This window comes from Streptomyces sp. BYX5S (genome assembly GCF_054724165.1).
Genome location: NZ_CM138829.1, coordinates 7,912,539 through 7,938,759 on the forward strand (window position 1 = coordinate 7,912,539; position 26,221 = coordinate 7,938,759).

The 26,221-nt window shown below is 71.3% G+C and carries 28 protein-coding genes; 9 read left to right on the forward strand and 19 right to left on the reverse strand.

Features of this window, described 5'->3' with window-relative positions; all coding sequences use genetic code 11:
- Positions 1–13: 13 nt before the first annotated feature.
- Both ACYBSK_RS35745 and ACYBSK_RS35750 read right to left on the reverse strand, forming a co-directional pair.
- A complete protein-coding gene (locus ACYBSK_RS35745) occupies positions 14–910 on the reverse strand; it encodes an HAD family hydrolase (RefSeq protein WP_457481396.1) in 897 nt (298 codons plus the stop codon).
- On the reverse strand, positions 859–1,755 hold the full coding sequence (locus tag ACYBSK_RS35750; protein ID WP_457481397.1) for a winged helix-turn-helix domain-containing protein: 897 nt from the start codon (positions 1,753–1,755) through the stop codon (positions 859–861). The genes ACYBSK_RS35745 and ACYBSK_RS35750 overlap by 52 nt, the downstream gene beginning before the upstream one ends.
- Before the next feature lie 207 nt (positions 1,756–1,962).
- Between ACYBSK_RS35750 and ACYBSK_RS35755 the strand changes: the two genes are divergently transcribed.
- On the forward strand, positions 1,963–2,154 hold the full coding sequence (locus tag ACYBSK_RS35755; protein ID WP_460244579.1) for a hypothetical protein: 192 nt from the start codon (positions 1,963–1,965) through the stop codon (positions 2,152–2,154).
- Between the two features lie 27 nt (positions 2,155–2,181).
- On the opposite strand, the gene ACYBSK_RS35760 is transcribed toward ACYBSK_RS35755, so the two are convergent.
- Positions 2,182–3,096 (reverse strand): winged helix-turn-helix domain-containing protein, encoded by a 915-nt coding sequence (locus tag ACYBSK_RS35760; RefSeq protein ID WP_457481399.1) that lies wholly within the window; start codon positions 3,094–3,096, stop codon positions 2,182–2,184.
- 176 nt (positions 3,097–3,272) lie between these two features.
- On the opposite strand from ACYBSK_RS35760, the gene ACYBSK_RS35765 reads away from it, so the two are divergent.
- Entirely contained in the window at positions 3,273–3,458 is a 186-nt protein-coding gene (locus tag ACYBSK_RS35765; protein ID WP_457481400.1) for a hypothetical protein, read from the forward strand.
- A 56-nt stretch (positions 3,459–3,514) separates the two neighbouring features.
- On the opposite strand, the gene ACYBSK_RS35770 is transcribed toward ACYBSK_RS35765, so the two are convergent.
- Together ACYBSK_RS35770 and ACYBSK_RS35775 are read right to left on the reverse strand one after the other, a co-directional pair.
- Positions 3,515–4,813, reverse strand: coding sequence for a GNAT family N-acetyltransferase (locus ACYBSK_RS35770; RefSeq protein ID WP_460244580.1), 1,299 nt, complete (start codon positions 4,811–4,813; stop codon positions 3,515–3,517).
- A 165-nt stretch (positions 4,814–4,978) separates the two neighbouring features.
- Positions 4,979–5,590, reverse strand: a complete 612-nt coding sequence (locus ACYBSK_RS35775) for an RsiG family protein (RefSeq protein ID WP_460244581.1) — start codon at positions 5,588–5,590, stop codon at positions 4,979–4,981.
- Between the two features lie 197 nt (positions 5,591–5,787).
- Here ACYBSK_RS35775 and dtd point away from each other — a divergent pair, with 197 nt between their 5' ends.
- On the forward strand, positions 5,788–6,213 hold the full coding sequence (dtd, locus tag ACYBSK_RS35780) for a D-aminoacyl-tRNA deacylase (RefSeq protein ID WP_326019413.1): 426 nt from the start codon (positions 5,788–5,790) through the stop codon (positions 6,211–6,213).
- 13 nt (positions 6,214–6,226) lie between these two features.
- Here the strand turns inward: dtd and ygfZ are convergent, their stop codons facing one another.
- The 11 genes from ygfZ to ACYBSK_RS35835 form a co-directional block, all read right to left on the reverse strand.
- The gene (ygfZ, locus tag ACYBSK_RS35785; protein WP_457481403.1) at positions 6,227–7,207 is read right to left on the reverse strand and encodes a CAF17-like 4Fe-4S cluster assembly/insertion protein YgfZ; all 981 of its coding nucleotides are present in this window, start codon (positions 7,205–7,207) and stop codon (positions 6,227–6,229) included.
- A 34-nt stretch (positions 7,208–7,241) separates the two neighbouring features.
- Entirely contained in the window at positions 7,242–7,688 is a 447-nt protein-coding gene (locus ACYBSK_RS35790; protein WP_460244582.1) for a Fur family transcriptional regulator, read from the reverse strand.
- Positions 7,689–7,727: 39 nt separating this feature from the next.
- Positions 7,728–8,300, reverse strand: coding sequence for a heme-binding beta-barrel domain-containing protein (locus ACYBSK_RS35795; protein WP_457481405.1), 573 nt, complete (start codon positions 8,298–8,300; stop codon positions 7,728–7,730).
- A gap of 234 nt (positions 8,301–8,534) precedes the next feature.
- The gene (locus ACYBSK_RS35800) at positions 8,535–8,795 is read right to left on the reverse strand and encodes a DUF3099 domain-containing protein (RefSeq protein WP_457481406.1); all 261 of its coding nucleotides are present in this window, start codon (positions 8,793–8,795) and stop codon (positions 8,535–8,537) included.
- A gap of 121 nt (positions 8,796–8,916) precedes the next feature.
- Complete coding sequence (locus tag ACYBSK_RS35805) at positions 8,917–9,204, reverse strand: DUF1416 domain-containing protein (RefSeq protein ID WP_457481407.1); 288 nt, start codon at positions 9,202–9,204, stop codon at positions 8,917–8,919.
- A 31-nt stretch (positions 9,205–9,235) separates the two neighbouring features.
- Entirely contained in the window at positions 9,236–10,081 is an 846-nt protein-coding gene (locus ACYBSK_RS35810; RefSeq protein WP_457481408.1) for a sulfurtransferase, read from the reverse strand.
- Between the two features lie 117 nt (positions 10,082–10,198).
- A complete protein-coding gene (locus tag ACYBSK_RS35815) occupies positions 10,199–10,279 on the reverse strand; it encodes a putative leader peptide (RefSeq protein ID WP_352133573.1) in 81 nt (26 codons plus the stop codon).
- 211 nt (positions 10,280–10,490) lie between these two features.
- The gene (locus tag ACYBSK_RS35820) at positions 10,491–11,234 is read right to left on the reverse strand and encodes an LmeA family phospholipid-binding protein (RefSeq protein ID WP_457481409.1); all 744 of its coding nucleotides are present in this window, start codon (positions 11,232–11,234) and stop codon (positions 10,491–10,493) included.
- Positions 11,235–11,361: 127 nt separating this feature from the next.
- On the reverse strand, positions 11,362–12,450 hold the full coding sequence (locus tag ACYBSK_RS35825; protein WP_460244583.1) for a hypothetical protein: 1,089 nt from the start codon (positions 12,448–12,450) through the stop codon (positions 11,362–11,364).
- Complete coding sequence (locus ACYBSK_RS35830) at positions 12,386–12,640, reverse strand: MoaD/ThiS family protein (protein ID WP_457481411.1); 255 nt, start codon at positions 12,638–12,640, stop codon at positions 12,386–12,388. Before ACYBSK_RS35830 ends, ACYBSK_RS35825 begins: the two co-directional genes overlap by 65 nt.
- A 28-nt stretch (positions 12,641–12,668) precedes the next feature.
- Positions 12,669–13,493, reverse strand: coding sequence for an alpha/beta hydrolase (locus ACYBSK_RS35835; RefSeq protein WP_460244584.1), 825 nt, complete (start codon positions 13,491–13,493; stop codon positions 12,669–12,671).
- A gap of 250 nt (positions 13,494–13,743) precedes the next feature.
- Here ACYBSK_RS35835 and ACYBSK_RS35840 point away from each other — a divergent pair, with 250 nt between their 5' ends.
- From ACYBSK_RS35840 to ACYBSK_RS35860, 5 genes are all read left to right on the forward strand, one after another.
- The gene (locus ACYBSK_RS35840; RefSeq protein ID WP_457481413.1) at positions 13,744–14,553 is read left to right on the forward strand and encodes a winged helix-turn-helix transcriptional regulator; all 810 of its coding nucleotides are present in this window, start codon (positions 13,744–13,746) and stop codon (positions 14,551–14,553) included.
- 53 nt (positions 14,554–14,606) lie between these two features.
- The gene (locus ACYBSK_RS35845) at positions 14,607–15,629 is read left to right on the forward strand and encodes a LacI family DNA-binding transcriptional regulator (protein WP_457481414.1); all 1,023 of its coding nucleotides are present in this window, start codon (positions 14,607–14,609) and stop codon (positions 15,627–15,629) included.
- 111 nt (positions 15,630–15,740) lie between these two features.
- On the forward strand, positions 15,741–16,832 hold the full coding sequence (locus tag ACYBSK_RS35850; RefSeq protein WP_457481415.1) for a S1C family serine protease: 1,092 nt from the start codon (positions 15,741–15,743) through the stop codon (positions 16,830–16,832).
- A 106-nt stretch (positions 16,833–16,938) separates the two neighbouring features.
- On the forward strand, positions 16,939–17,679 hold the full coding sequence (locus tag ACYBSK_RS35855; protein ID WP_457481416.1) for a response regulator transcription factor: 741 nt from the start codon (positions 16,939–16,941) through the stop codon (positions 17,677–17,679).
- Positions 17,676–19,097, forward strand: a complete 1,422-nt coding sequence (locus tag ACYBSK_RS35860) for a HAMP domain-containing sensor histidine kinase (RefSeq protein WP_460244585.1) — start codon at positions 17,676–17,678, stop codon at positions 19,095–19,097. The genes ACYBSK_RS35855 and ACYBSK_RS35860 overlap by 4 nt, the downstream gene beginning before the upstream one ends.
- A gap of 16 nt (positions 19,098–19,113) precedes the next feature.
- Here ACYBSK_RS35860 and ACYBSK_RS35865 read toward each other — a convergent pair whose 3' ends face one another.
- The 3 genes from ACYBSK_RS35865 to ACYBSK_RS35875 all read right to left on the reverse strand — a co-directional run bounded on the left by ACYBSK_RS35865 (position 19,114) and on the right by ACYBSK_RS35875 (position 24,831).
- A complete protein-coding gene (locus tag ACYBSK_RS35865; protein ID WP_457481418.1) occupies positions 19,114–20,286 on the reverse strand; it encodes an LmeA family phospholipid-binding protein in 1,173 nt (390 codons plus the stop codon).
- A gap of 135 nt (positions 20,287–20,421) precedes the next feature.
- Entirely contained in the window at positions 20,422–22,881 is a 2,460-nt protein-coding gene (locus ACYBSK_RS35870; RefSeq protein ID WP_460244586.1) for a hypothetical protein, read from the reverse strand.
- Positions 22,882–22,995: 114 nt separating this feature from the next.
- Positions 22,996–24,831, reverse strand: a complete 1,836-nt coding sequence (locus ACYBSK_RS35875) for a bifunctional metallophosphatase/5'-nucleotidase (RefSeq protein WP_460244587.1) — start codon at positions 24,829–24,831, stop codon at positions 22,996–22,998.
- 456 nt (positions 24,832–25,287) lie between these two features.
- Here ACYBSK_RS35875 and mshD point away from each other — a divergent pair, with 456 nt between their 5' ends.
- Positions 25,288–26,217: a mycothiol synthase gene (gene mshD, locus ACYBSK_RS35880; protein WP_457481421.1), complete on the forward strand. Its 930-nt coding sequence runs from the start codon at positions 25,288–25,290 to the stop codon at positions 26,215–26,217.
- The last annotated feature ends 4 nt before the right edge of the window (positions 26,218–26,221 follow it).

Consider the following 26,221-nt stretch of genomic DNA (forward strand, 5'->3'; position numbering starts at 1 on the left):
GGAAAGGCACAGGTCAGTCGCCGCGGCCGGGTCCGCGGAGGACATCGATGACCGGCTCCAGGGAACCGGTCACCTGCCGCGCCCCCGCCTCCCGCAGCACGCTCTCCTTGCGGGCATTACGCGCGTAGCCGAGAAACGCGACACCGGCCTCCCGCGCCGCGGCCAGGTCCGTCGCCGTGTCGCCGATCATCAGCGTGGTCCCGGGCGACGCGCCCATGGCCGACATCGCGCGGTTGAGGCAGTACGGGTCCGGCTTGAGGCGGGACAGGATCTGGGTGCGGCCGTAGATGTGGGGTTCGAAGCACTCGGACAGACCGCGGCTCGCGATGTAGCGGCGGGCCGCTTCGGCCGAGTTGTTCGTGGTGATGGCGAGGCGGGCGCCGACCGCGGTCCAGGTGCGGATCAGCGGGTCCGCGTGCTGCGTGGGCCAGGCCGAGGCGACCGCGCGCAGTTCCTGCTCGGTGAGACGATTCTCCATTTCGAGGACGAGGTCGCTGTTCGGCCGCGCCTGGCCCAGGCGGCGCAGGGCGGCGTGCGGGTCCGCGTCCTCGCGCTCCTCCGCCGTCAACACCTCCCCCAGCCCCTGCGCATCCAGCCACTCCACCTGCTCCCGCGCGATCCCCGCCGCCGGTCGCCCGGCGAACAGCCGGCAGATCGGGCCGTCGAAGTCGAAGAGGACGTGGCGGGCGGACGTGATCAGGTCGTGGAGGGTGCCCGACTCGCGGGCGTCGGCGGCCGCCCCCGGCGTACCCGCGTCGGCGGTCCCCCGCGTACCCGCGTCGGCCGGTTCGGTCGGTTTCCGATGTGATTCGGTCTCTTCTGCCACCGGAACAGTCTGCTTCGTCGTCTCTGAAGTCACTAGGAGAGTGTCAGGTCGGAGGTGATGGTTTCCCAGAGGGCGTCGAACCACTTCTGCGACTCCTCCACGAACGTCCGGTCGCGGTGGCCGGCCCGCTCCTCGAAGGAGAAGAGGAGGGCCTGGGTGCCGGTCGCCGAGTACATCTCCAGCTTGGTGTCGTTGTCGATCTCCTCCTCGCGCCGCGTGACCATGTAGTACGAGAGCAGCGCCTCGGACTGGTTCAGCAGGTACAGCTTGACCGGCGGGGTGAAGGGGAGCGCGCGGAACGTCACCCGTACGTCGATGCCGTGCGAGGAGCGCAGGGCGCGCAGGTTGTGGCGGAGCACCTGGCCCTGCGCGTTGCGCGTGGCGAGCCAGCGGTTGTGGACCGCCACCTCGTCGGCGCGGTCGGCGCCGTCGCTGGCGTCCGGGACCGGCACCGGGAAGGCCAGGTCGATGTCGCGGCTGGGCAGCAGGATGCGCACGTCGACGACGTCCGGGCGGATGCGGCCCTCGTGGATCAGGCGCAGTGGTTCGCCGAGCGCCAGCATCAGGGTCTCGGAGGTCATGCAGACCGCGTCGATACGGACATGGGGGGCGTGGAAGGCCTCCACCAGGCGGGGGGCGAGGGCGACCATGGAGGGCTGCGGCTCGTCGCGCGCGGCGGACGCGGGGGCGATGCGCGGCGGGCTGCCCTTGCTGCGCTTGCTCAGCAGGCCGTCCGTCTCCAGGAGCTGCAACGCCTGGCGGACCGTGCCGCGCTCGACTCCGAACTCCTCCGCGAGCGTGGCCTGCGTGGGCAGCTGGTCGCCGGGGCGCAGGTCGCCGGACCTGATGCGCTCCCGGAGCTGGTCGGCGATCTCCTGGGCCGTGAGCCTTCTGCTGCCGTTCAGTGTCGCGTCTGCCCTGTCCGCCACGCCCTGCTCCCCTGGGTCACAACCAAACGCTACAACTCACCTTGATTTGGCGTGAGTTGTCGTCCTCCTGTTTATATACCACGACCAAGTGGGGACAACTCCAGTGTAGTTGGTCGCCAACTTGGCGTGAGGTGGCCGAGGGTGGCAGCGAAGGGGACCAAGTAACCGAAGTCCCCGACAGGAGTCACCGACGAAGGGGGAACCACCATGTCTGTCCTGAGCCTCCTCGCGGCGGTGGTCACGATCACCTTCGAGCAGCTCCTGCAATGGCGCTACGGCACGGCCGGCCTCGTGGGCCTGCTGCTGCTCGCCATCGGCGCCAAGGCCAGGAACGCCACGTGCAGTTCCATCGGCGGCGTGCTGCTCGCGATCACCGTGTCCGGACCGGCGCTTCAGTAGCTCGGACAGCTGAGACGGTTCACGGTCTCATGAGGTCAGTGTCAGGTCCCCGCTGATCGTGTTCCACAGGCTGTTGAACCACAGGTGGGACTGCTCCACGAACGTCGTGTCCCGCAGTCCCGCTCCCTGCTCGAACGCGAAGAGCATCTGCCGCACCCCCTGCGCGTCGTACACGTCCACCCGCTCGTGGTCGATCTGTGCGCCGCGCTTGGCCAGCGTGTAGTACGCGAACAGCGCCTCGTTGCCGTTGAGCAGGTAGAGCTTGACCGGGGGCGTGAACGGCAGGGCGCGGAACTCGACCGTGACGTCCGTGCCGTGCGTCCCGCGCAGGGCCAGCAGGTTGTGGCGCAGCACCTGACCCTGGGCGTTGCGCTGCTCGAGCCAGTCGCGGCGCAGTCTGCCGCCCACCTCCACCGCCGCCCGCGCGGGCGCGGGAAACGCGAGGTCGATGTCCCGGCTCGGCAGCAGCACCCGCACCCGCAGCTTGGCCGGTTTCATGCGGCCCTCGTGGATGAGGCGCAGTGGCTCACCCATCGCGAGCGTCAGCGAGACCGCCGTCATGCACAGCGCGTCGATCTCCACGTCGACCTGCTCGAAGGCGGCCGCGATCCGCGGGGCGAGCGCCACCATGGTCGGCTGCGGCGGCGCCTCGGGGCCCAGCAGCACGGGGCGGGTGTTCTCCGCGACCGTGGCCGGACTGCCCTTCGTGGCGTTCACCAACAGTTGCTCGGACTGCAGAATGCGCAGCGCCTGACGCACGGCGGAGCGCTCCACACCGAATTCGCCCGCCAACTGAGCCTGCGTAGGCATTCGTTGGCCGGGACTCAGACGCCCGGAGGTGATCCGGTCGCGCAGCTCGTCGGCCACTTGGCGGTAGCTGGGTCGCGACCGCGGTGGCCTGGGCCGTCCATTGACGGCGGCATGCTCCGCATCCACAACCAAACACTACAACTTCCCGCCATCTTTGGGGAGTTGAGGTGAAGGTGGTTATGAGCCGCCCTTCAGCGGAGATAAGTACCTGTGAGTTGGTGACCAACTTTTCGCACCTGGTCGGTCAGGCGGCCGGATCGCAGAAGTTGGTCACCACTCGGACCACAGGTCCCGAAGGAGGTAAGACCATGCCGCTCTTCGCCATCGTCGTCGCCGCGCTCGCCATCGGATTCGAGCAGCTCATCCAGTGGAAGTACGGGCCGGTGGGCATCATCGCCTTCATCGTTCTCTCCGTCGGACTCAAGGCCAAGAACACAGTGATCAGCGGCATCGGGGCCGTCGCCCTCGTCATGCTGCTCGCCCAGAGCGGCTGACCGGGCTCCCTTCCGGAGGGGAGCCGGGAGCCCGGTCGGTCAGTACGTCCGGTCAGTCAGAACAGGTCGGGGCACCACGGCCGCCGCGCGGTACCCATCAGGGTGCCGAACGCGGCGGCGGCCCCCGGCTCGTGCTCGGAAAGGCGCCCCAGGGCGGCGAGCCGCACCGCGGACACGTCGCCCAGCCACAGCACCCCCAGCTCACGTACGTCGACCGTGAGATGCGGGGAGGCGGCGCTCGGCGCACAAACCGCCCCGCCGGGCGCCGCCGTCAGCTTGAACCGCCCGTCGGCGAACCCCGCGGCATCGGTCACCTCCAGGACGACCTCGCCGCTCGTGTCGTACGAGCGCGCCTCCAGCGCCCGTACGACGTCCAGGATCCGCACCCACAACGAGTCGGCCTGCCGTACGACGCGGGCCGCGCGCGGGTCCGGGAGGAGGTCCGGCAGCAGGTCGTCCGGGGCGCGGTGCCCGCTCTCCACGACGGTGACCCAATCGACCGAGCACACGAAGTGCCACAGGGCGCGCTCGGCGGCCGGCGTCAGCCCGAACAGGTCCGCCACCTTCGCGGTGCACGCGGGCTGCACGTTGTCGTTGAACCGCGGCTCCACGGTGTAGACGGCCAGGCCCTCCACCTCGCCCCGCGCATTGCGGTACACCGCGTGGAACGGCTCGGTCCACGGGTCCTCCGGGGTCGGCCACAGTCCGGTGCTGTGCTGCCACCACTGTTCGCCGCGCGAGACGAATCCGGCGGTGCGCCCGCGCAGCTTCTCGTGCAGCTCCGGGCCCACCTTGCGGACCTCGGCGGCGTCGGCGAAGTCCACGCGTCCGCCGCCCTCGGGGCCCGACCAGCGGGTGTCGAGGCCGGCGCGCGGTACGTCGATCTCCCAGGTCGTGGCGGTGGTCGCGCAGCCGAAGCCGAACCGTCCGTAGATCGGGTACTCGGCCGCGATCAGCGTCGCCGCGACGTCACCGCGTTCCTTCGCCTCGGTGAGGTCGGCGGCCATCATGCGGCTGAGCAGGCCGCGGCGGCGGTGGGTGGGGCTGACGGTGACGTTGGTGACCGCGTCCGTGGGGACGGTGGCGCCGCCCGGCACGGTGAGCTCCTGGGCGAAGGAGCGGAAGGTGGCGACCTGCTTGGTGCCGGCGCCGTCGGCCTCCGGCGCGGCCGGGGCGAACGCGGCGCGGGTGCGGGAGAGGTCGAAGTAGGCGCGGCGTTTGGCGACCACCTCCGGGGAGGGGGCGGGTGGGCGCACGAAGCCGGTGTTGAGGGTGCGGGACCAGTCGGAGAGTTCGTCCGCCGTGATGGGGCGGACGGGTATCTCTTCGGCGGGGTGGGTGGGGGTGGGGCTCATGCGCTCACGCTAGGCGAGGCGGTCCGTCGGTGTCGCCCCGGTTCTTCCCACCCCGGGGCTCCGCCCCGGACCCCGCTCCTCAAACGCCGGAGGGGCTGGAAAGGCCTCCTCAAGCGCCGGAGGGGCTGGAGATGCCTCAATCGCCGGAGGGGCTGGAAAGGATGCTCACGGGGTGCCGCCCAAGAGGTCGTCCACCTGCGCTTCGCCGTCGCGGTAGCGGCGGGCGATTTCGGCGCTGCAGTCGTCGGCCGTGCGCTGGAGCTGGTAGCGGCGGCGGGAGACCTGCTGCTCGTAGCGGACCAGGCGGCCCATCGCGGTGAGCAGCTCGTCGTCCGTGCGGGCGTCGAGGTCGGAGAGTTCGACCTCGGCGAGCATCTCCTGGGCCAGCCGCCGGGACTCCTCGCTGTGCGGCGTGCCGAGCGTGACGTGCCGGGCGGAGGAGCGGTGCCGCGTCGGCTGGTCCCGCAGGATCTCCGAGAGCCGGTCCACGACCGGCGACTCGGGGTCCTTGCGGCGCTCCGACTCGGCCCGCAGGATGTCGATCCGGCCCTGGAGCAGCCGCCGTACGTAGCTCAGATCCGCCTCGTTCTGCTGCGAGACGCGGCGCAGCGTCCGCAGCTCCGGCAGCCGCAGCGTCGCCAGGTTCACGGTGGGCGCGGCGGGCAGTTCGGGGCTCTCGGTGCGCTGGGCCGGAGGCCGGGACAGCGGGGCCGCGGGCTCCGGGTGCGTCAGCGGGGCCTGCCCCGCGGGCAGCCCCGTACTCGATGTGTGGCTCATGGCATGGGTGTCCATGGTGTGCTTACCGTCCCCTCGACCGGACCGCGCAACGCCAGCGACGCACCGCGTCTCAGCATGGTGCCATCCTTGATGGCCACTTCGGGCCGAGTGCCCCGGATCAGCCCCGGATGGGGGGTTGGTGCATCCGCTCAAACCCCTTGTGGGGTAAGTAGATCGGCGCAATGCATCATGGCGGTATGCGAGCAGTGGTGCAGAGGGTGGACGGCGCGAGCGTCGTCGTGGAGGACGAGGTCGTCGGCGAGATCAAGGGCGAGGGCCTGTGCGTTCTCGTCGGGGTCACGCACGAGGACACGAAGGAGAAGGCGGCCCAGCTGGCGCGCAAGCTCTGGTCGGTGCGGATGCTGGCCGACGAGAAGTCGTGCAGCGACATCGACGCGCCGCTCCTCGTGATCAGCCAGTTCACGCTCTACGGGGACGCCCGCAAGGGCCGCCGCCCCACCTGGAACGCCGCGGCGCCCGGACCGGTCGCGGAGCCGCTGGTCGACGAGGTCGTGGCGCAGCTGCGGGCGCTGGGCGCGACCGTGGCGACGGGCCGGTTCGGGGCGAAGATGCGGGTGTCCCTGACGAACGACGGCCCGTTCACGGTGCTGCTGGAGATGTGACCACGGGACCGGGCTACGGCTCGACGACCACTTCCTGCGCCGCCGCCGTGGTCTCCGCGAGGAGCTCCGCGTCGGTCGGCACGTTCCGCTTGACGACCGCGAGCGCGATGGGGCCCAGCTCGTGGTGGCGTACGGACGTCGTCACGAAGCCGATCTTCCGGCCCTCCGGGCCGTCGGCGGCGAGCCGCACCTCGGCGCCGTGCGGCGGCAGGTGCACCTCGCTGCCGTCGAGGTGCAGGAAGACGAGGCGCCGGGGCGGCTTGCCCAGGTTCTGCACGCGGGCGACGGTCTCCTGGCCCCGGTAGCAGCCCTTCTGGAGGTGGACGGCCGAGCCGATCCAGCCCAGCTCGTGCGGGATGGTGCGGTGGTCCGTCTCGAAGCCGAAGCGCGGCCGGTGCTGCTCGACGCGCAGCGCCTCGTAGGCGAGGAGTCCGACCGCCGGGCCGTGCTCCTTCGCGTACGACTCCAGGTCGCCGCGCGGCAGGAACAGATCGCGGCCGTACGCGGTCTCCCGCACGGCCACCCCGTCGGGCACCGGCGCGATCGACCCGGCCGGCAGGTGCACGACGGCGAACTCGTCGGTCCGGTCGGCGACCTCGACGCGGTAGAAGAACTTCATGGACTCCAGGTACGCGAGGAGGGACTCCTGCGTGCCCGGCTCGACGTGCGCCCAGGTCGTCGTGCCGTCGTCGACGAGGTACAGCGCGTGCTCGATGTGCCCGTTCGCGGAGAGGATCAGCGCCTCGGTCGCCTGTCCGGGCGGCAGCTCCGTGACGTGCTGGGTCAGCAGCAGGTGCAGCCAGCTCAGCCGGTCGTCACCGGTGACCGTGAGCACGCCCCGGTGCGAGAGGTCGACGACGCCCGTGCCGTCGGCGAGGGAGCGCTGCTCACGGAACAGGTCGCCGTAGTGGGCGGCGACGCCTTCGTCCACGCCCTCGGCGGGGACGGCGCCGGGCAGGGTCAGCAGAGGGCTGCTCGTTGAATGTCGCTGCATGGTCACTCTCACTACGACGAGCGGGCGGACGTGCTTATTCCTGGGTTTCTGCCGTGCGTGCGGTGCAGTTCCGGCACCGGCCGAAGATCGCGAAGTGCTTCAGGTCGGTGTCGAAGCCGAACTCCTCCCGGAGCTTGGCGGTGAACTCCGCCGCCACGTCGACGTCCGCCTCGATCACGTTCGTGCAGTCCCGGCACACCATGTGGATGTGGTGGTGCCGGTCGGCGAGGTGGTACGTGGGCGCGCCGTGCCCGAGATGGGCGTGCGAGACGAGCCCGAGCTCCTCCAGGAGCTCCAGGGTCCGGTAGACGGTCGAAATGTTGACCCCCGACGCCGTCTTGCGCACTTCGCACAGGATGTCGTCGGGGGTCGCGTGTTCGAGGGTGTCCACGGCTTCCAGCACAAGCTGGCGCTGCGGCGTCAGCCGGTAGCCGCGCTGCCTCAGATCGCTCTTCCAGTCGATGCCTTCGGTGCTCACCACACCGTCGAGTCTAGGACTACTTGAAGAACGCGCTTGCGCCTACTTGAAGAACGCGATGCCGTCGTCCGGCATGTCCGGGAGGTTGCGCGCCATCTCGGCGACCTCCTCCGGGGAGACGACCTTCTTGAGCTGGGCCGACATGTAGGGGCGCAGCGGGACCTCGGGGGTCTGCTTCTCGCCGACCCACATGAGGTCGCTCTTCACGTAGCCGTAGAGGCGCTTCCCGCCGCTGTACGGGCCGGAGGCCGCGGTGCGGGCCACCGCGTCCGTGGCGATGTCGATCTGCGGCTTCTGGTCGGCGAGCTCGCCGTACCAGACCTCGACGACGCCGTCGTCGCGGACCATGACGACCTCGACCTTGCGGGCGTCGTCGATCCGCCAGAAGCCGGACTCCGATTCCAGGGGCCGGACCTTCGCGCCCTTGTCGTCGAGCACCCAGGTGTGCGACTGGTACTCGAGGAAGTCCCGCCCATCGTGGGTGAAGGAGACCTCCTGGCCGAAGTTGCACTTCTCGGCACCGGGGAAGTCGTGGACGCCCGCGCCCTCCCAGGTGCCCAGCAGGAAGGCGAGGGGGACGAGCTTCGGGTTCAGGTCGGACGGGATCTGGATCATGAGCGGTTCAGACGTCTCTCAGTGGGGGGTCAGCGCTGGCCCTGGTACAGCTTCTTCACGGTCAGACCGGCGAAGGCGACGACGCCGACGCAGACCAGGACGAGAAGGGTGGAGAAGAAGGCCTCAAGCACGGGATTGCTCCTCGGTGAGCGGAACGTATGCGGATAACAGAGCCGGACCCCACTGTAGTCGGGTGGGCACCGGCGCTCTCGGCGAGGTCGGTCACAGCGGGTGTCACCGCCGGCGCTTCCTGCCGTCCAGTTCGTCCCACCACTCGTCGGACTTCGGGTCGCCGGAGGGGTCGTCCCACCAGCGGTCGTCGGGCCCGCGCCGGTTGGCGACGATGGCGGCGACGGGCGGGATGACCATGGCGACGACGCACATGGCGACCGCGGCCGGGACGGACCAGAGCCGTACGACGCCCCAGGCCAGGACGAACAGGGCGACGCAGACGCCCATCATGGCGAAGTACAGGTGCTTCCGCCGTGCGTACATGTCTTCAGCGTAAGCCCGTGCGCGCGGCCCGGCCCCGGCCCGCGCGCATGCCGAAGGACCGCGCCCCCCAGTGGCGTCCAACCCAGGGGAACACGGCCCTTCAGCCGTTGTGAGCGACCGCTCAGACGGCGATCGCGACCTCCGCGAGACCGCCGGTCTGGGCGACGACCGTACGGTCGGCCTGGCCGCCCGGCACCAGGGCGCGGACGGTCCAGGTGCCCTCGGCCGCGTAGAAGCGGAACTGGCCCGTGGCCGAGGTGGGGACCTCGGCGGTGAACTCGCCGGTCGAGTCCAGGAGACGGACGTAGCCCGTCACCGGCTCGCCGTCGCGGGTCACCTGGCCCTGGATGGTGGTCTCACCGGGCTTGATCGTCGAGGCGTCGGGGCCGCCGGCCTTCGCTCCGCACATGTTGCTCTCCTAGGAAGTTAAGGCGGTTGGGTTACTTGTTGGCGCCGAGCTCGATCGGCACGCCGACGAGGGAGCCGTACTCGGTCCACGAGCCGTCGTAGTTCTTGACGTTCTCCTGGCCGAGCAGCTCGTGCAGGACGAACCAGGTGAGCGCGGAGCGCTCACCGATGCGGCAGTAGGCGATGGAGTCCTTCGACAGGTCGACCTGCTCGTCGGCGTAGAGCGCCTTGAGCTCGTCGTCCGACTTGAAGGTGCCGTCGTCGTTGGCGTTCTTCGACCACGGGATGTTGCGCGCGGACGGGACGTGGCCCGGACGCTGCGACTGCTCCTGCGGGAGGTGGGCCGGGGCGAGCAGCTTGCCGGAGAACTCGTCGGGCGACCGCACGTCGACGAGGTTCTGGTTGCCGATCGCGTTCACGACGTCGTCGCGGAAGGCGCGGATCGACGTGTCCTGCGGCTTGGCCTTGTACTGCGTGGCCGGGCGGTTCGGGACCTGCGCGCCGTCGACCAGGTCGCGGGAGTCGAGCTCCCACTTCTTGCGGCCACCGTCGAGGAGCTTGACGTCCTGGTGGCCGTAGAGCTTGAAGTACCAGTACGCGTAGGAGGCGAACCAGTTGTTGTTGCCGCCGTAGAGGACGACGGTCGTGTCGTTGCCGATGCCCTTCTTCGACAGCAGCTCCTCGAAGCCGGCCTGGTCGATGAAGTCACGGCGGACCGGGTCCTGGAGGTCCTTGGTCCAGTCGATCCGGATCGCGTTCTTGATGTGGTTCTTGTCGTACGCGGACGTGTCTTCGTCCACCTCGACGATCGCCACGTTGTCGTTGTCGAGGTTGGCCTCGACCCAGTCGGCGTCTACCAGGACGTCGCTGCGGCTCATGCTGTGTTCCTCCGGGGCAGTTGCGGCGGGCATGCGAAATGGGTGTGCGTGGCTGCACGGGGCCCCGAGGCCGACTGCCTCAAGGGGCCGGTGGAAAGCGGGAGATGTCCGTCCCGCTCAGGCGGCGCGACAGAGCATGGCGGCGACGCGGCACAGGTCTACTGCCCGCCGCTTCGTGAGATCCGCCTGTCGCTTCATGCACCCGATCGTAAGGACGGACCGGCGGCCGTGTCACCGGCGTGTCGGATGATGAGACGCGATCGTCCGGAATGTGGGATCGATCGCGGATCCGGACACCGTCGGCCCCGCCGTGGCGCCGCCGTGCGGCCCCCGGCATCTGCTCTGCGGACGCCGCCGTCTCGCAGTTCGGACCAACTCAGCCGCGGAGGCCTTCCGGTCCGTTCCTGGCCTACCCGACCAGGTCGAGGTCCGAACCCTTCACGGTGATCTCGATGCCCTTGTCGACCGCCTGGACCCGGTCGAGCTCGATGCCGGCCGGCAGGTCCTCCAGCGCCTGCTTGAAGTCGACGACGCCCCGGATCCGGTCCTCCGCCAGCTTGAACGCGCCCGCCTCCGGGAGGCTGTCGGCGTGCGCGGAGACCTGGCCGCCGCTGACGTCGACGGTGCTGCGCACCGTGGGCTTCAGCGTGCCGAGCGGGGTCTTGATGGCGACGGTGACCTTGACCTTGTGGTCACCCGCGTAGGAGAGGCCGTCGATCCACGCGGTCACGCCGGGGGCGACCTGGACGCGGTCCTGCTTCTTCACGGCCTTGAGGAGTTCCGCGTAGTCGATGCGGGCGGTGCCGGTGGCGGAGCGGGCGGTGGCGGAGCTGTAGCTGCTGTCGAACTTCACGCCGTGCATCTCGGCCTTGAGGTCGGCGATACGGATGCCGTCGCCGCTCTTGCCGCTCTTGTCGCTCTTCGCCTCGAAGTCCTGGATGCCGATCTCGACCTCGTCCAGGGTGCCGTCGGCGACCTGGGTCAGGAACGGGAAGCCGTTGATCGACACGTCGGGGGCCTGGGTGAGGCCCTCGCTCGTGCGGATCTTGTCGGCGGCCTTGTCCTCGGCGAAGTGGACCGCGAGGCGGTCCGCCGCGACGAAGAGGCCGCCGATGACGATGGCGAGTATCAGCAGTATTCGCAGTGCGCGCATGGGGCGGAGCGTACGTGGCCCTGGGGCCGGGCGGGCGTGATCGGGTTCTCCTTCGGCCACCCGCCGTCACGCCCCCGGGGCTCCGCCCCGGACCCCGCTGCTCAATCGCCGCAGGGGCTTGAAAGGGCTAGCCGAGGGCGCGGCCCAGGAGCCAGATTGCGGGGGCGGAGGCGGCGAGGGGGAGGGCGACGCCGGCCGTCATGTGGACGAAGCGGGACGGGTAGTCGTACGAGGCGACGCGGTGGCCGATCAGGGCGCAGGCACCGGCGCCGAGGCCGAGGAGCGCGCCGCCCGAGCCGAGGTCGGTCGCGCCGCCCACCGCGATGCCCGCACCGGCCGCCGCGAGCAGCGCCAGGACCACGGAGACGACCGTCGGCAGCGGCAGCGCGCGGACCACGACCGCCGCGGCCACGGCGACCCCGCCGACCGTCACGGCGTCGGGCTCGGCCGCCAGGTGGCCGGTCGCCACGATCGCGAGGGCCGCGGAGACGACCGTCACCATCAGGCCGTACATCCGCTCGTCCGGATCGGCGTGCGAGCGCAGTTGGAGGACGAGGGTGAGCAGCACCCAGACGCCGAGCGTGCCGAGGATCGCGGCGGCGCCGTGGTCCCGGCCCGCCGCGAGCAGCGCGACGTCCGCGACGACGCCGCCCAGGAACGCGAAGGCGATGCCCTGGCGCGCGGGCCACATCCCGTTGAGCCGGAACCAGCCCGCGGCCGTGACCGCCTGCAACACCAGCAGCGGCAGGAGCAGCCCGTAGGCCCCGACGGCCGCGCCCCCGGCGACCAGCAGCGCGAGCACAGCCGTCAGCACGGCCGGCTGCACCCCCGGCTCCACCACCACGGCCCGGCCCTCGGCCCGCGCCTTCTCAGCCGCGGTCAACGGCCGCCCACCTTCAGCCGACGGCTCCTGACCCGCGTCGGGGGTCTGACCGGCCGGTTCCGTGAATTCGAGCCCCTGCGGCGATTGAGCAGCGGGGTCCGGGGCAGCGCCCCGGGGGTGGGGCCACTGTTGCTGGGGGAGCGGCGACGGCTGGACCTGGGTGTCCCACGTGCTGCCCTGCCACTGCTGCGTCGCCTCGTCCTCGTACCGCGGCGCGGCCTGCCCGTACGGGTCGTACGGATACTGCTGGTTGTTGCTCATCGGGGTGTCATCCTCCTGCGAACGGCGGGAGCACCTCGACCGTGCCGCCCTCGGCCAGCCGTACCGTCTCATGTCCACGGGTCCCGACCGGATCCCCGTCGACCAGGAACGAGGAGCGCTGGAGCACCCGGACGAGCTCGCCCGAGTGCCGCGTACGGACCGCTTCCAGCGCCACGGCCAGGTTCTCGGCGTCGTACGGCTCCTCCGCGACGCCCGCGGCCGCCTTGGCAGCGGCCCAGTAACGGATCGTGCCCTGCGCCATCCCCGACTCCTCTCTACGGTGCGGCGTCCTATTGTGCGCCAAGCGCCGCCGCGGCCCACGCCCCGATCCGCCCGATCAGCTCGTCGCTCGCCGCGTTCTCCGCGTGCCCCATCCCGTGTTCGAGCCACAGCTCCGCCGCACCGTCGGACGCGGCGACCAGCATCCGCGGATGGTCGACCGGAAAGTACGGGTCCCGGTCGCCGTGCACCACGAGCAGCGGGGTCGGCGCGAGCAGCGGCACCGACTCGACCGGGGAGAGCGGGACCGGGTCCCAGTCGTACGGGTGGATGCGGGTGCGCAGCCCGAAACGGCTGACGAGGCGGCCCGCGGGCCGGGTCACCGCCCAGTGCAGCCGCCGCATCGGCGCGGTGCCCCGGTAGAACCACCGGGCCGGAGCGCTCACCGCGACGACCGCGTCAACGCGCGCTTCCGTGCGCCCCCTGTGCTCCGCCGCGTGCCGCAGCACGACGGAGCCGCCCATGGAGAAGCCGACGGTCGCCACGCGCGCGTGGCCGAGCGAACGCGCCCACTCCACGGCCGCCGCGAGATCGAGCACTTCCTTGTCGCCGACCGTGGACCGCCCGCCGGACCGCCCGTGCCCCCGGAACGAGAACGTGACCACGGCCGCACGCTGCGCGAACACTGCCGCCGCCCGCCGCACGTGGGGCCGCTCCAGATCGCCGCTGAAGCCGTGCGCGAGCACGATCACCGGGGTGCCGGGGCCGCCGGGACCGGGGTCGTAGGCCGCGTCGATGGCGACTCCGTCGCGTGTACGGAGCATTACGCGCCGTCTCCGTTCCGTGATCGGCCACACAGAAGATCCACGCTCGTCACCTGCCGGACCCCAACTCATGTGGGCTATTCTGCTGGGCAGAGGACTCGGGCAATGCAGCCCCCGGGTCCTTTCGTGCTTTCTGGGGCGTTGTATACGAAGCCCCGAGAACGCCAGCAAAACCGCAGGTCACAGACCCGGGGCGCGGGTCTGGGCCGGCCGTACGAAGCAGTGCCGCAAACGTCCTCGCAGGGACCGAGGAGGAACCAGACGTTATGGGCGAGCGAACCGTGCACGAACGTATGACGACCCCGTGGGCAGGTGGGGACCGATGAGCTCTCTTCTGCTCCTCACCAATGCCCTTCAGCCGTCGACGGAGGTGCTTCCCGCTCTCGGCCTGCTCCTGCACAACGTGCGAGTGGCTCCCGCGGAGGGGCCCGCTCTCGTCGACACCCCCGGTGCCGACGTGATCCTCATCGACGGGCGCCGCGACCTCCCGCAGGTGCGCAGCCTCTGTCAGCTGCTCCGCTCGACGGGGCCCGGCTGTCCGCTGGTGCTCGTCGTGACGGAGGGCGGCCTCGCCGCCGTCACCGCCGACTGGGGCATCGACGACGTACTCCTCGACACGGCGGGCCCCGCCGAGGTCGAGGCGCGACTGCGGCTGGCCATGGGCCGGCAGCAGATCGTCACCGACGACTCCCCCATGGAGATCCGCAACGGCGACCTGTCGGTCGACGAGGCGACGTACAGCGCGAAGCTCAAGGGCCGGGTCCTCGACCTGACCTTCAAGGAGTTCGAGCTCCTGAAGTACCTGGCGCAGCACCCCGGCCGCGTGTTCACGCGCGCCCAGCTGCTCCAGGAGGTCTGGGGCTACGACTACTTCGGCGGCACCCGCACGGTGGACGTGCACGTGCGGCGGCTGCGCGCCAAGCTCGGGCCCGAGCACGAGTCGCTGATCGGCACCGTGCGCAACGTGGGCTACCGCTTCGTCACCCCGGAGAAGCCGGAGAAGAAGGCGGAGAAGAACGCCGAGGCGCGAGCCGAGAAGCAGGCCGAGGAGCGCGCCGAAGCCGCCGCGAAGGCGGACACGGTTCCGGCCGCGGCGGACGAGGCGGGCGAACCCGCCGCCGTGCGCCGGTAGCGGTACGGCTCACGCCCTGCCCAGAGGGTGGTCCATCCGCGTAGACTCCGCGCGTGGCCAAGGTGACTCGGGACGATGTGGCGCGACTGGCGGGTACTTCGACCGCCGTCGTGTCCTACGTGATCAACAACGGACCCCGGCCGGTCGCCCCGGCCACGCGCGAGCGCGTGCTCGCCGCGATCAAGGAGCTGGGGTACCGGCCGGACCGGGTCGCCCAGGCCATGGCCTCGCGGCGCACGGACCTCATAGGCATGATCGTGCCGGACGCCCGCCAGCCGTTCTTCGCGGAGATGACGCACGCCGTCGAACAGGCGGCGTCCGAGCGCGGGAAGATGGTCCTCGTCGGCAACTCGGACTACGTGGCGGACCGTGAGGTCCACTACGTCCGCGCGTTCCTCGGCATGCGGGTCTCCGGGCTGATCCTCGTCAGCCACGGTTTCAACGATCTCGCGGCCAACGAGATCGAGGCCTGGGACGCCCGCGTCGTGCTGCTGCACGAGCGGCCCGAGGCGATCGACGACGTCGCGGTGGTCACGGACGACATCGGCGGCGCCCAGCTCGCCACCCGCCACCTCCTGGAGCACGGCCACGAGTACGTCGCCTGCCTCGGCGGCACTGCGGACACCCCCTCGGTCGGCGACCCGGTCTCCGACCACGTCGAGGGCTGGCGCCGTGCCATGAAGGAGGCCGGGCGGTCCACCGACGGCCGGCTCTTCGAGGCGCCGTACAACCGGTACGACGCGTACCAGGTGGCGCTCGGCCTGCTCGCCGGGCCCGACCGGCCGCCGGCGATCTTCTGCTCGACGGACGACCAGGCCATCGGTGTGCTGCGGGCCGCGCGCGAGCTGCGCATCGACGTGCCGGGCGAGCTGGCGGTGGCCGGGTTCGACGACGTGAAGGAGGCGGGGCTCACCGATCCACCGCTGACGACCGTCGCCGCGGACCGCCCCGCCATGGCGCGGGCCGCCGTGGACCTCGTCCTGGACGACTCGCTGCGGGTGGCCGGGTCGCGGCGCGAGCGCCTGAAGCTGTTCCCCTCGCGGCTGGTGCTGCGGCAGTCCTGCGGCTGCGCGTAACCCCGCGCGTTTCCGCCGCGGGGCGGTCTTTATTTCGGGCAAACAGGGTTCTGCCGGGACTCTCAGGGAGCACTCAGGCAGCTCTCATGTACGGGCCACAGGCTTACTGCCATGACCGAGACCTACCGCCGCAGCGGCGAGTACCAGCAGGGCCAGCAGCCGTCCGACTCGTACGCCGAGGGTGCGTACGCCCAGAACGCGGGCACCGCGGGTCCGGCGGGCGACGTCCCGCCTCCTCCCCCGTATCTGCCGGGTGTGGTGCTCGCCGAGCACCCCGGGCAGCCGGAGCCCGAGAGCCACAAGAAGAAGAAGCGGCTGCGCGGCCCGGTCGGGCTGCTGGCTGCCGTGGCGGTCGCGGCGGCGGCCGTCGGCGGCGGCACCGCGTACGCCTTCCAGGAGCTGACCGGCTCCGGCAGCGGCGTCACCGCGAGCTCGACGAGCACGAACGTCGTCGCGAGCAGCAAGAAGGGCACCGTGTCCGGGGTCGCGGAGGCTGTCAGCCCGTCGATCGTCGAGGTCAACGCGACGCTCAGCTCCGGTTCCTCGACCGGCTCCGGCGTGATCATCACGAGTGACGGCGAGATCGTCACCAACAACCACGTCGTGTCCGGCGCCTCGTCCGTGAAGGTCTCCACGAGCGACGGGAAGTCGTACGAGGCGGAGGTCGTCGGTACGGACGCGAAGAAGGACCTCGCGCTCATCAAGCTGAAGAACGCGTCCGGGCTCAAGGCCGCGACGCTCGGGGACTCCGACAACGTCGGCGTCGGCGACGAGGTCGTCGCGATCGGCTCCCCCGAGGGCCTGACCGGCACCGTCACCAGCGGCATCGTCTCCGCGCTCGACCGCGACGTCACCGTCTCCACGGACGAGGGCCAGCAGGAGCAGCAGCAACAGGGCGGCGGCAGCGGCCAGTGGCCGTTCGAGTTCGGCGGCCAGCAGTTCAACGGCGACACCGGCTCGTCCACGACCACGTACAAGGCGATCCAGACCGACGCGTCCCTCAACCCCGGGAACTCCGGCGGCGCCCTGATCGACATGAACGGGAACATCATCGGCATCAACTCCGCGATGTACTCGGCGAGCTCGGACTCGTCCGGCACGTCCTCGTCCAGCGCGGGCAGCGTGGGCCTCGGCTTCGCGATCCCCATCAACACGGTGAAGGCGGACCTGGACACCCTCCGCGCGGGCGGCTCGGACAGCTGACCGCACCCCGCCGCTCAATCGCCGCGGGGGCCCGGGGTCCGTGCGAGGCTGAGAGGTGCCGCACGTCCGCCCCCCGTACCCGTACCACCGACAGGAAGCCCCGCTCATGAGCCCCGCCGAAGGCGACCGCGAAGCCCACCGCATTCTGATCGTCGACGACGAACCCGCGGTACGGGAGGCGCTCCAGCGCTCCCTCGCCTTCGAGGGGTACGACACCGAGGTCGCCGTCGACGGCGCCGACGCCCTCGACAAAGCGGCCTCGTACCTCCCCGACCTCGTCGTCCTCGACATCCAGATGCCGCGCATGGACGGCCTGACCGCCGCCCGCCGCATGCGCGCCACCGGATCCACCACCCCGATCCTCATGCTGACCGCCCGCGACACCGTCGGCGACCGCGTCACCGGCCTCGACGCGGGCGCCGACGACTACCTGGTCAAGCCGTTCGAGCTCGACGAACTCTTCGCGCGGGTCCGGGCGTTGCTGCGCCGCAGCTCCTACGCGGCCGCGTCCGGCGGCGACGTCGACGACTCCGACGCCCTCTCCTTCGCCGACCTGCGCATGGACCTGACGACCCGCGAGGTCACCCGGGGCGACCGCGCGGTCGAGCTGACCCGCACCGAGTTCACGCTCCTGGAAATGTTCCTCGCCCACCCGCGCCAGGTCCTCACCCGTGAGCAGATCCTGAAGGCGGTCTGGGGCTTCGACTTCGAGCCGTCGTCCAACTCCCTCGACGTCTACGTCATGTACCTGCGCCGCAAGACCGAGGCCGGCGGCGAGCCCCGCCTCGTGCACACCGTGCGGGGCGTGGGCTACGTCCTGCGGTCCGACGGGAGCCCGGCGGAGTGAACAGGCTCGTACGACGTCTGCGCACGCTCCCCCTGCGCTCGCGGATCGCGCTCCTCGTCGCGGCGGCGGTGGCGGCGGCGGTGGCCGCGGTGGCGGTGACGTGCTGGTTCATCACGCGGGGGCAGCTTTACGGGCAGTTGGACAACGACCTGCGCCATCAGGTCGGCACCGTCAGCAAGGGACAGGTGGCCGCCATCGCCGCGAGCTGCGACGGCGACACCAGGCTGCGCGGTCTGCCGGGGCCGACGATCCAGCTCGTCTACAGCGACGGCCGCGTCTGCACGTCGCCGGACGACACCGAGATCCCCGTGCAGTCCTCCGACGTGGCCGTGGCGAGCGGCACCCAGGACAACGCGCTGCACACCACGGACGACGCGGACGGGCAGGCGATGCGCGTCCTGACCGTCCCCGTCGTCAACACCGACGACCGCCAGCGGGTCGCGAACATCGCGGTCTCCATCGCCAGCCCCCTCGACGAGGTCACCAAGCCGCTCACCACCCTCGCCTGGGTCCTTCTCCTCGTCGGCGGCATCGGCGTCCTCGGCTCCACCGTCGCGGGACTGTGGATCGCCCGCGCGGGACTGCGGCCCGTCGACCGGCTCACCGAGACCGTCGAGCACGTGGCCAGGACCGAGGACCTCACCGTGCGGATCCCGGTCGAGGGGGACGACGAGATCGCGCGGCTCTCGGAGTCGTTCAACTCGATGACCGCCTCGCTCGCCGACTCCCGCGAGCTCCAGCAGCAGCTGATCGCCGACGCGGGGCACGAGCTGCGGACGCCGCTGACCTCGATGCGGACCAACATCGAGCTGCTCACCCGGATCGAGGAGACGGGCCGCACCATCCCCCCGGAGGACCGCAAGGCGCTGATGACGTCGCTGAAGGCGCAGATGACGGAGCTGGCCGCGCTCATCGGCGACCTCCAGGAACTGTCGCGCACGGGGCTGACCGGGGGCGAGGGCCCGCTGAAGGTCGTCTCGCTGCACGACACCGTCCGCAGCGCCATCGAGCGCGCCCGGCTGCGCGGCCCGGAGCTGACCTTCGACGCCGAGCTGGCCCCCTGGTACGTGCGCTCGGAGCCGGCCGCGCTGGAGCGGGCTGTGGTGAACCTGCTGGACAACGCCGTGAAGTTCAGCCCGGAGAAGGGCCGCGTCGAGGTCCGGCTGATGCGCGGCACGCTCACCGTGCGCGACCACGGCCCCGGCATCCCGGAGGAGGAACTCCCGTACGTCTTCGACCGGTTCTGGCGTTCGCCGACCGCGCGCGCCCTGCCGGGCTCGGGTCTCGGGCTGTCGATCGTGGCCCGCACCGTCGAGGCCAGCGGCGGCGAGGTCGCGCTGTCGGCGGCGGACGGCGGCGGCACGCTCGCCACGCTGACCCTGCCGGGGGCGCCGACACCGCCGCCGGAGATCCCGTAGGACCGGCCGACCGGGCCTACTTGCCCACCGACAGGCCCCCGCCCGACAGGGCGACCCGGATGCCCTCCTTCTCCACGGTCACGTCCTGGAGCCGCACGTACCCCTCGTCGCCCGGCAGTTTCGGCAGGTGGAAGGCGAGGGAGAGGCGGTCGGCGAGTTCGGGGCGGGTGAGGCGGGTGAGGCCGTCGAGGAGGGCCGGGTCGAGGCCGATCCGCTTCAGGATCTCGGGGTGCGCGAGCGCGATGTCGATCAGGTTCGTGCTCATCAGCTGCTTCACGAACCGGGGTGTCCCGGTCAGCTCGCGCAGCTTCGCGTCGCTGTTCAGCGCCTGTCGCACGGCGCTGTCGGGCACCCCGAGCCGCTGCACCACGGCGGGCACGGCGAGCAGCTGCCGCGCCTTGTCGGCCTGCGCGGTGAGCTTGTCCACGGACGCGCGGGTGAGGTGCAGGCCCTCGGAGGCGCGGGTGCCGGGGCGGTAGGTGGCGAGGTCGCCGATGGCCAGGCTCATGTTGTCGATGTCGGTGGAGATCCCGGAGGCGCCGAGCCGCTGGATGTTCGCGTCCGCCCGCACCTTCACGTCGTGCCCGGCGACGGGCAGGGTGCCGCGCGCCAGCACCTTGTTCTTCCCGTGTCCGCTGAACGTGACCTGGGACGCGCCCAGTTCACGGTTCATGTCGGCGAAGCTGAGCAGCACCTCGCCCTGCATGGCGTCGGCGTAGGCGCCGCTGATGTCGGTGGGGCCCGAGCCCTTGATCCGTACGTTGTGCGCGGTCGCCTCGACCTTGGCGAGGGTGACGCGGTCGGCGGCGACGTCGGGGACGGTCACCTTCAGTTCGCCGATGCGGCGGTCCGCGAGCTGGGTGAGGAAGGGGAAGCCGCCGATCTCCACCTCGGGCGCCGCCGCCAGCTTCAGCTGCTTCTTGATCTGCTCCGCCGCCTTGTTCTCGGCGTAGAGCACCGCCCAGCGGTCGGCGAGGGCCAGGAAGCCGCACAGGACGACGATCGCGATGACGCCCTTCAGCGCGAAGGAGAGCCCGGCGAGGCGGCTGCGGCGCCTGCGCCGTGCGGCGCGCCGGTGCTCGGGCGGGTCCGGCGGAACCGAGTCCTCCGGCTCACCGTCGAACCAATCGTCAAACGCCGTGCGGTCGTTGGTTATGTGGTCGTCGGCCATGCGGTGGGGGGTACGCATCGGCCGATTCCATCACACACCCCCACGGGTTGCACAAACAACCTTCACAGGTGTGGGGTGGCCCACTGTTCAACCGTAGGCCACCCCAAGGCAAGCCCTGTTTCAGGAACTTGACGATCGTGCTCCGTTTCTCCGTCAGCGCCGCAGGCGCCTGGCGACCAGGGCCGTACCCGCCGCGACCAGCAGCGCGGCGGCCAGCGCGGCCCACAGCGGGCCCGTCCCACCGGTCTCGGCCAACTCGCCGCCTTCGCCGGGCGGATCGGTCGGCGCCGGGGGCTCCGTCGAAGGACCGGTGGGCGTCGGAGTCGGGCTCGGCGTCGCGCCCGCCCGGTCGGTATTGGTGATCGTGCAGGTGACCGCGGAACCCGGGGCGAGTGTCACCTTCGCGTCGGTCACCGGCACCGCGCCCCCGGCGCTCTCACAGGCCCAGTCCCCGGCGTCGTAGCCGTCGGGGCCGCCCGCCTCGGAGAGCGTGTACGTGCCCGACTCGACGCCCGCGTCCGTCACCGGCTCCTCGCCCGTGACACCGGAGACGTCGGTCGGCCCGTCGGCCCCGAGCGTCCAGTCGGTGGGGGACGCGGCGCCCCCGTGCTCGTTCACCACCTTCTTGACCAGGGTCAGCCGCGACTCGCAGACGACCACGTTCTCCACGGTGAACGCGTTGTGCTCCCGCGTGAGTTCACCGTCGTAGGGCAGCGCCTCGTCCACGGTGTCCCCGTTGGCCTCGACGAGATGCCGCTCGCGGAGTTCGCAGGAGTCCGGCAGCTCGGGGGCCTCCTCGTCGACGGTGGCGGTGTCGCCGACCTCGTAGCCCTCGCGGGCGCTGCCCCAGTCCTGCGGGGTCGCGCCGGCGCCGGAGGGGCCCGTGAGGTTCAGGGCCGCCTCGAAGCCGTCGGGCCTGTCGGCGTGCTCGTACTCGGTGCCGTCGATCACCCACCGCTTGTCGACGGTGACGTCGGCGGCCTGGTCGGGGCGGTTGTAGACGACGCAGCTGACGGCGGCCAGGCTCGGCACGTTCACGGTGAACGCGGGCGCGGCGGCCGTCCCGGTGTTCACGACGTCCACCTTCCGGCCGTCGTCGAGATTGGTGCACACCGCGTTCTGCCCGTCCTGGGTGACGAGGGTGTGGTTCGGCTGCTGGGTCTCGGCGACGTCGATGTCGGCGTCGGTGGTGCCGGACGGATACGTCGGGTGGAAGACGACTCCGCCCGTGCCGTCGTCCCCGGTGAGCTGGGTGTCCGGCAGGTTCCCCATCCCGGCGGTCGTCGACGAGGCGGTGAACTGCCAGCCCGGACCCGCCGGTTCGGCCCCCGAGACGTCCTCCCCGGTGTTGCCCGCGGGCACGATCTGCTTGATCACCGACAGGGTGCCGTCGCAGTGCGTCAGCGCCATGTTGTGCAGCGCCTCACCGGCCGCCGCGAAGTCGTCGGTCTGGTAGTAGTCGGCGGTCGTGGGGTTGGAGCCGGTGAACGCCTCCTGGCCGGAGATCGCCCGCAGGTTCAGCCCGGAGACACCCTCGACGCCCTTGCCGACGCCGACGGCGACGACGCGCGAGCCCTCCGCCTTGACCGCGTTCGCGGCGAAGATACCGCCCTCGACGTCGGCGAAGTGGGTGTGCGAACCGTCGCCCTCGTACGGCTTGCTGAATCGGGTCGGGTTGCCGTCCGTCAGCACGACGACCAGGTCGTACACCGGGTCGGCCTGCGCGACCGCGTTGAGCCCCTGGTCCCAGTTGGTGCCGGAGCCCAGCTCCCAGTCCTTGTACAGGTTCTTGTAGGCGTCCGCGCCGGACTGCGTGGAGACCGGCAGGAGGCCGGGGTGGTTGGTGGTGCCCGCGCTCGGCGAATTGCGGTCGAAGGAGAACAGCGCGAGCCGCGACGGCGTACCGGTGAGCGTGTCGGTCAGCTGGTCGGTGGCGGCCTTGAGCTGCGGCAGCGCGCTGCCCACGGACGAGGACAGGTCCAGCACCACGGCGACGTCGAGACCGCACGCCTCGGGCATCTCCGGATTCGTCCGGGACTGCTGCCAGACGCCCCCGGAGGCGACGTACGGGCTCGACGAGTAGTTCGTGCTCGCCATGAAGTCGCTGGTGGAGGAGTATGTCCGACCGTCCGCCAGGGCGGGGGTCTGGAACTGGTACGTCGATGCGACGGAGCCCGAGCCGCTGCCGTTGCCGGTGCGCAGCGTCGGGTTCGTGTACCAGCCGGCCGGTACACCGTCCGCGACCTGCCGCACCCAGAACCGCTTGCCCGCGTTGGCACCGCCGCTCGCGGTGTCCGGCACGACGAAGTTGCAGTCGCCGTCGGCGTCGGAGGTGCACTGCGCCCAGGCGCCGGAGACCGGGGCGGTGGCGTTCTCGCTGTCGTAGAGGGCCAGCCGGACCCCGGCGAGCGGGGCCACGGAGGCGTCGCCGTCGCGGTCGCCGCCGGTCTTCACGGTGACGACGGACGTCCCGGCGGCCGGGTCGGGGACGTCGGCGGGGGCGCCCACGGCCACGGCGGAACCCGTGAGCGCCAGCGCCAGCGCGCCCAGCAGGGACCGCAACGCGGCTCCCCGCCAGGGCGCTTGCCGGGTGCGGTGGCGGTGGAATCTCATGCGGGCTCCCAGGGGCGACACGATCCTGGGAGCCGAATTTATACGATTAGACCTTTTTGCCCGCTTCTTTCGCGGTCCTGCGTGTCGCCGCGAGCGAGGCGGGTTTGCCGAGGCTCACTTCACGATCGTGATCCGGTCCGCCTTCGGCGGCTCGATCGGGTCCGCGGCCGAGGAGTTGGCGGTCAGGTAGTCGCTGAACGCCTTCAGGTCGTCCGCCCCGACCAGCGGGTTCGTGCCCGCCCCGAGCGCGGCGAAGCCGTCGCCGCCGCCCGCGAGGAAGGAGTTCATCGCGACGCGGTAGGTGGCGGTCGGGTCGATCGCCGCGCCGTTCAGCCGGATCGAGTCGACGACGACGCGGTCGGCCCCCGCCTTGGTCATGTCGAGCGTGTACGTGAGCCCCGCGGACGGCTGCAGGATCTTCGGCGAGGCCTCGTTCGCCCCGCTGACCTGCTGCTGGAGCGCGGTGACGAGCTGCTCGCCGGTCAGGTCGGCCAGGTTGACGGTGTTGCTGAACGGCTGCACCGCGAAGGCCTCGCCGTACGTCACCACGCCGTCGCCCTCGCCGCCGCTCGCCTTGAACACCAGGTCGGAGCGGACCCCGCCCGGGTTCATCAGGGCCACGCTGGCCCGCGGGTCGAGGGACTTGGCGTGCGCGAGCTGGGCGTCCGCGATGAGGTCGCCGAGCGGGGCCTCGGGGGTCGTGGCGCCGCGGCCGGGAACGTCGGCGGAGATGTAGCCGACGGCCCTGTTCGCGACGGGTGCGGCCAGCTTGTTCCACTGCCCGATCAGCGCGGTCATGTCGGCGGCCTTCGGCTGCGTCCGCGACACGACGTGGTTCGTGGCGACGGGGTTCCTCGACCCCTTCGCGGCGGCCGACTTCACCGACGTCCGCACGATGTCCTTGGTGGCGCGGTCGTACGTCAGCGTCGTGTCCGTGTAGAGCTTCCCGTACGAGGACGCGGACGTGACCATTCGGGGCTTGCCGGAGGGGTCCGGGATCGTGCACGCGTACGCGTTGTGGGTGTGGCCGGTGACGAGGGCGTCGACCTTGGAGGTGATGCCCTTGGCGATGTCGACGATCGGGCCGGAGATGCCGTCGCCCGCGCCCGGCGAGTCGCAGTCGTAGTTGTACGAGGCCGAGGCCGGGGCGCCGCCCTCGTGGACCAGCGCGACGATCGACTTCACGCCCTGCTTGTCGAGGATCTTCGCGTACTTGTCGACGGTCTCGATCTCGTCGTGGAACTTCAGCCCCTTGACGCCGTCGGCGGACACGATGTCCGGGGTGCCCTCCAGGGTGACCCCGATGAAGCCGACCTTCACGCCCTTGTGCTTCCACACCCAGTAGGGCGCGAGGACCGGCTTGCCGGTCTTCTCGTCGGTGACGTTCGCGGCGAGGTACGGGTAGTCGGCGCCGTCGAAGGTCCGACCGTCCTCGTAACAGCCGTCCTTGGGGTGGCACCCGCCCTTCTGAAGACGCGCCAACTCGGCCGCGCCCTCGTCGAATTCGTGGTTGCCGACGGAGGTCACGTCCAGGTCGAGCCCGTTCATGGCCTCGACGGTCGGCTCGTCGTGGAACAGCCCGGACAGCAGCGGGCTCGCGCCGATCAGGTCACCGGCGGCGGCCGTGATGCTGTACGGGTGCCCCTGCCGGGCCGTGCGCAGCGACGTCGCGAGGTACTCGACCCCGCCGGCGTCGATCTTCCTGGTGGAACCGTCGGGCTGCACCTCGGTGACCTGCCCCGAGGAACCGGCCGGAGGCTCCAGATTCCCATGGAAGTCGTTGAAGGACAGCAGCTGTACGTCCTGGTAGCGCCCGCCCGCCGCCGACTCCTTCTGCGCGGTCGCACCCGCGGGCAGCGCGGCCATCAGCGCCCCCGCGGTGGCCAGCGTGGCCACCCCCACCAGCGCCGCCCGCAACCGACGCCGGGGTCTCTCGATCTGTGCGTGCATAGGGGTCCCCCTGGGGATGCCGTGCAGCGCGACACCGGCCACTGCGACGGGCGCCGGTCACTGCGAATGCGGGGGCAGCTTATGGTCAACGCGCGTAGCGTGACAGGGGTCCACGGGTTACGACCTGATTGCCGATTCCCCACCCATCGAGCCCCTCCGGCGATTGAGGAGCGGGGCCCGGGGCGGAGCCCCGATCTTCTGAGCCCTCGCGGCGCTTGAGCGGCCGGGCCCCGGGGCAGAGCCCCGCTCTTTGAGCCCCTGCGGCGATTGAGGAGCGAGGTCCGGGGCGGAGCCCCGATCTTTTGAGCCCCTGCGGCGATTGAGCAGCGGGGTCCGGGGCAGAGCCCCGATCTTTTGAGCCCCCGCGGCGCTTGAGCGGCGGGGTCCGGGGCGGAGCCCCGTGGCGTGTGCCGCGTGGACCGGGCCGCCCACACCCCCGCCCGTACCCTCGTACTCATGACCACGGACCCCACCCCCGACCCCGCCACACCACCCCGCCGAATCGAAACCCTCCCCACCCTCACCACCCCCCAGTCGGCCACCGTGCTCGCCCTCCTCGAAGCCGCCGCCGAAACCGACGGCCAGCAGGCCGTCTCCGAACAGGGCCGCCTCCAACTCCGCGGCGGCGAACGCGAAGGCGTGCACCACCTCCTGCTCCACGTCGGCGACACCCTCGTCGGCTACGCGCAACTGGAGGACACCGACCCCGTGGAGGCCCCCGCCGCCGAACTGGTCGTCCACCCCGCCCACCGCGGCCACGGCCACGGCCGCGCCCTCGGCACCGCGCTGCTCGCCGCCTCCGGCAAGCGCCTGCGGGTGTGGGCCCACGGCGGCCACAGCGCGGCCCGCCACCTCGCCCAGGTCCTCGGCCTGACCCTGTTCCGCGAACTGCGCCAGATGCGCCGCCCGTTGGAGAACCTGGACCTCCCGGAGCCGACGCTGCCGGACGGCGTCCGGATCCGCACGTTCGTGCCCGGCCAGGACGACGCGGCGTGGCTCGCGGTGAACGCGGCGGCGTTCGCCCACCACCCCGAGCAGGGCTCCCTGACCCAGCGTGACCTGGACGACCGCAAGGCCGAACCGTGGTTCGACCCGGCCGGCTTCTTCCTGGCCTTCCGCGGCGACGAGCTGGTCGGCTTCCACTGGACGAAGGTGCACGCGCGCGAGGGCCTGGGCGAGGTCTACGTCGTCGGGGTGACGCCCGCGGGCCAGGGCGGCGGCCTCGGCAAGGCGCTCACGGCGACGGGCCTGCGGCACCTGGCGGCGGCCGGACTGCCGACCGCGATGCTCTACGTGGACGCCGACAACAAGGCCGCGGTGAGCGTGTACGAGCGGCTCGGCTTCACGACGTACGAGACGGACCTGATGTACCGGACCGAGTCGTAACGCT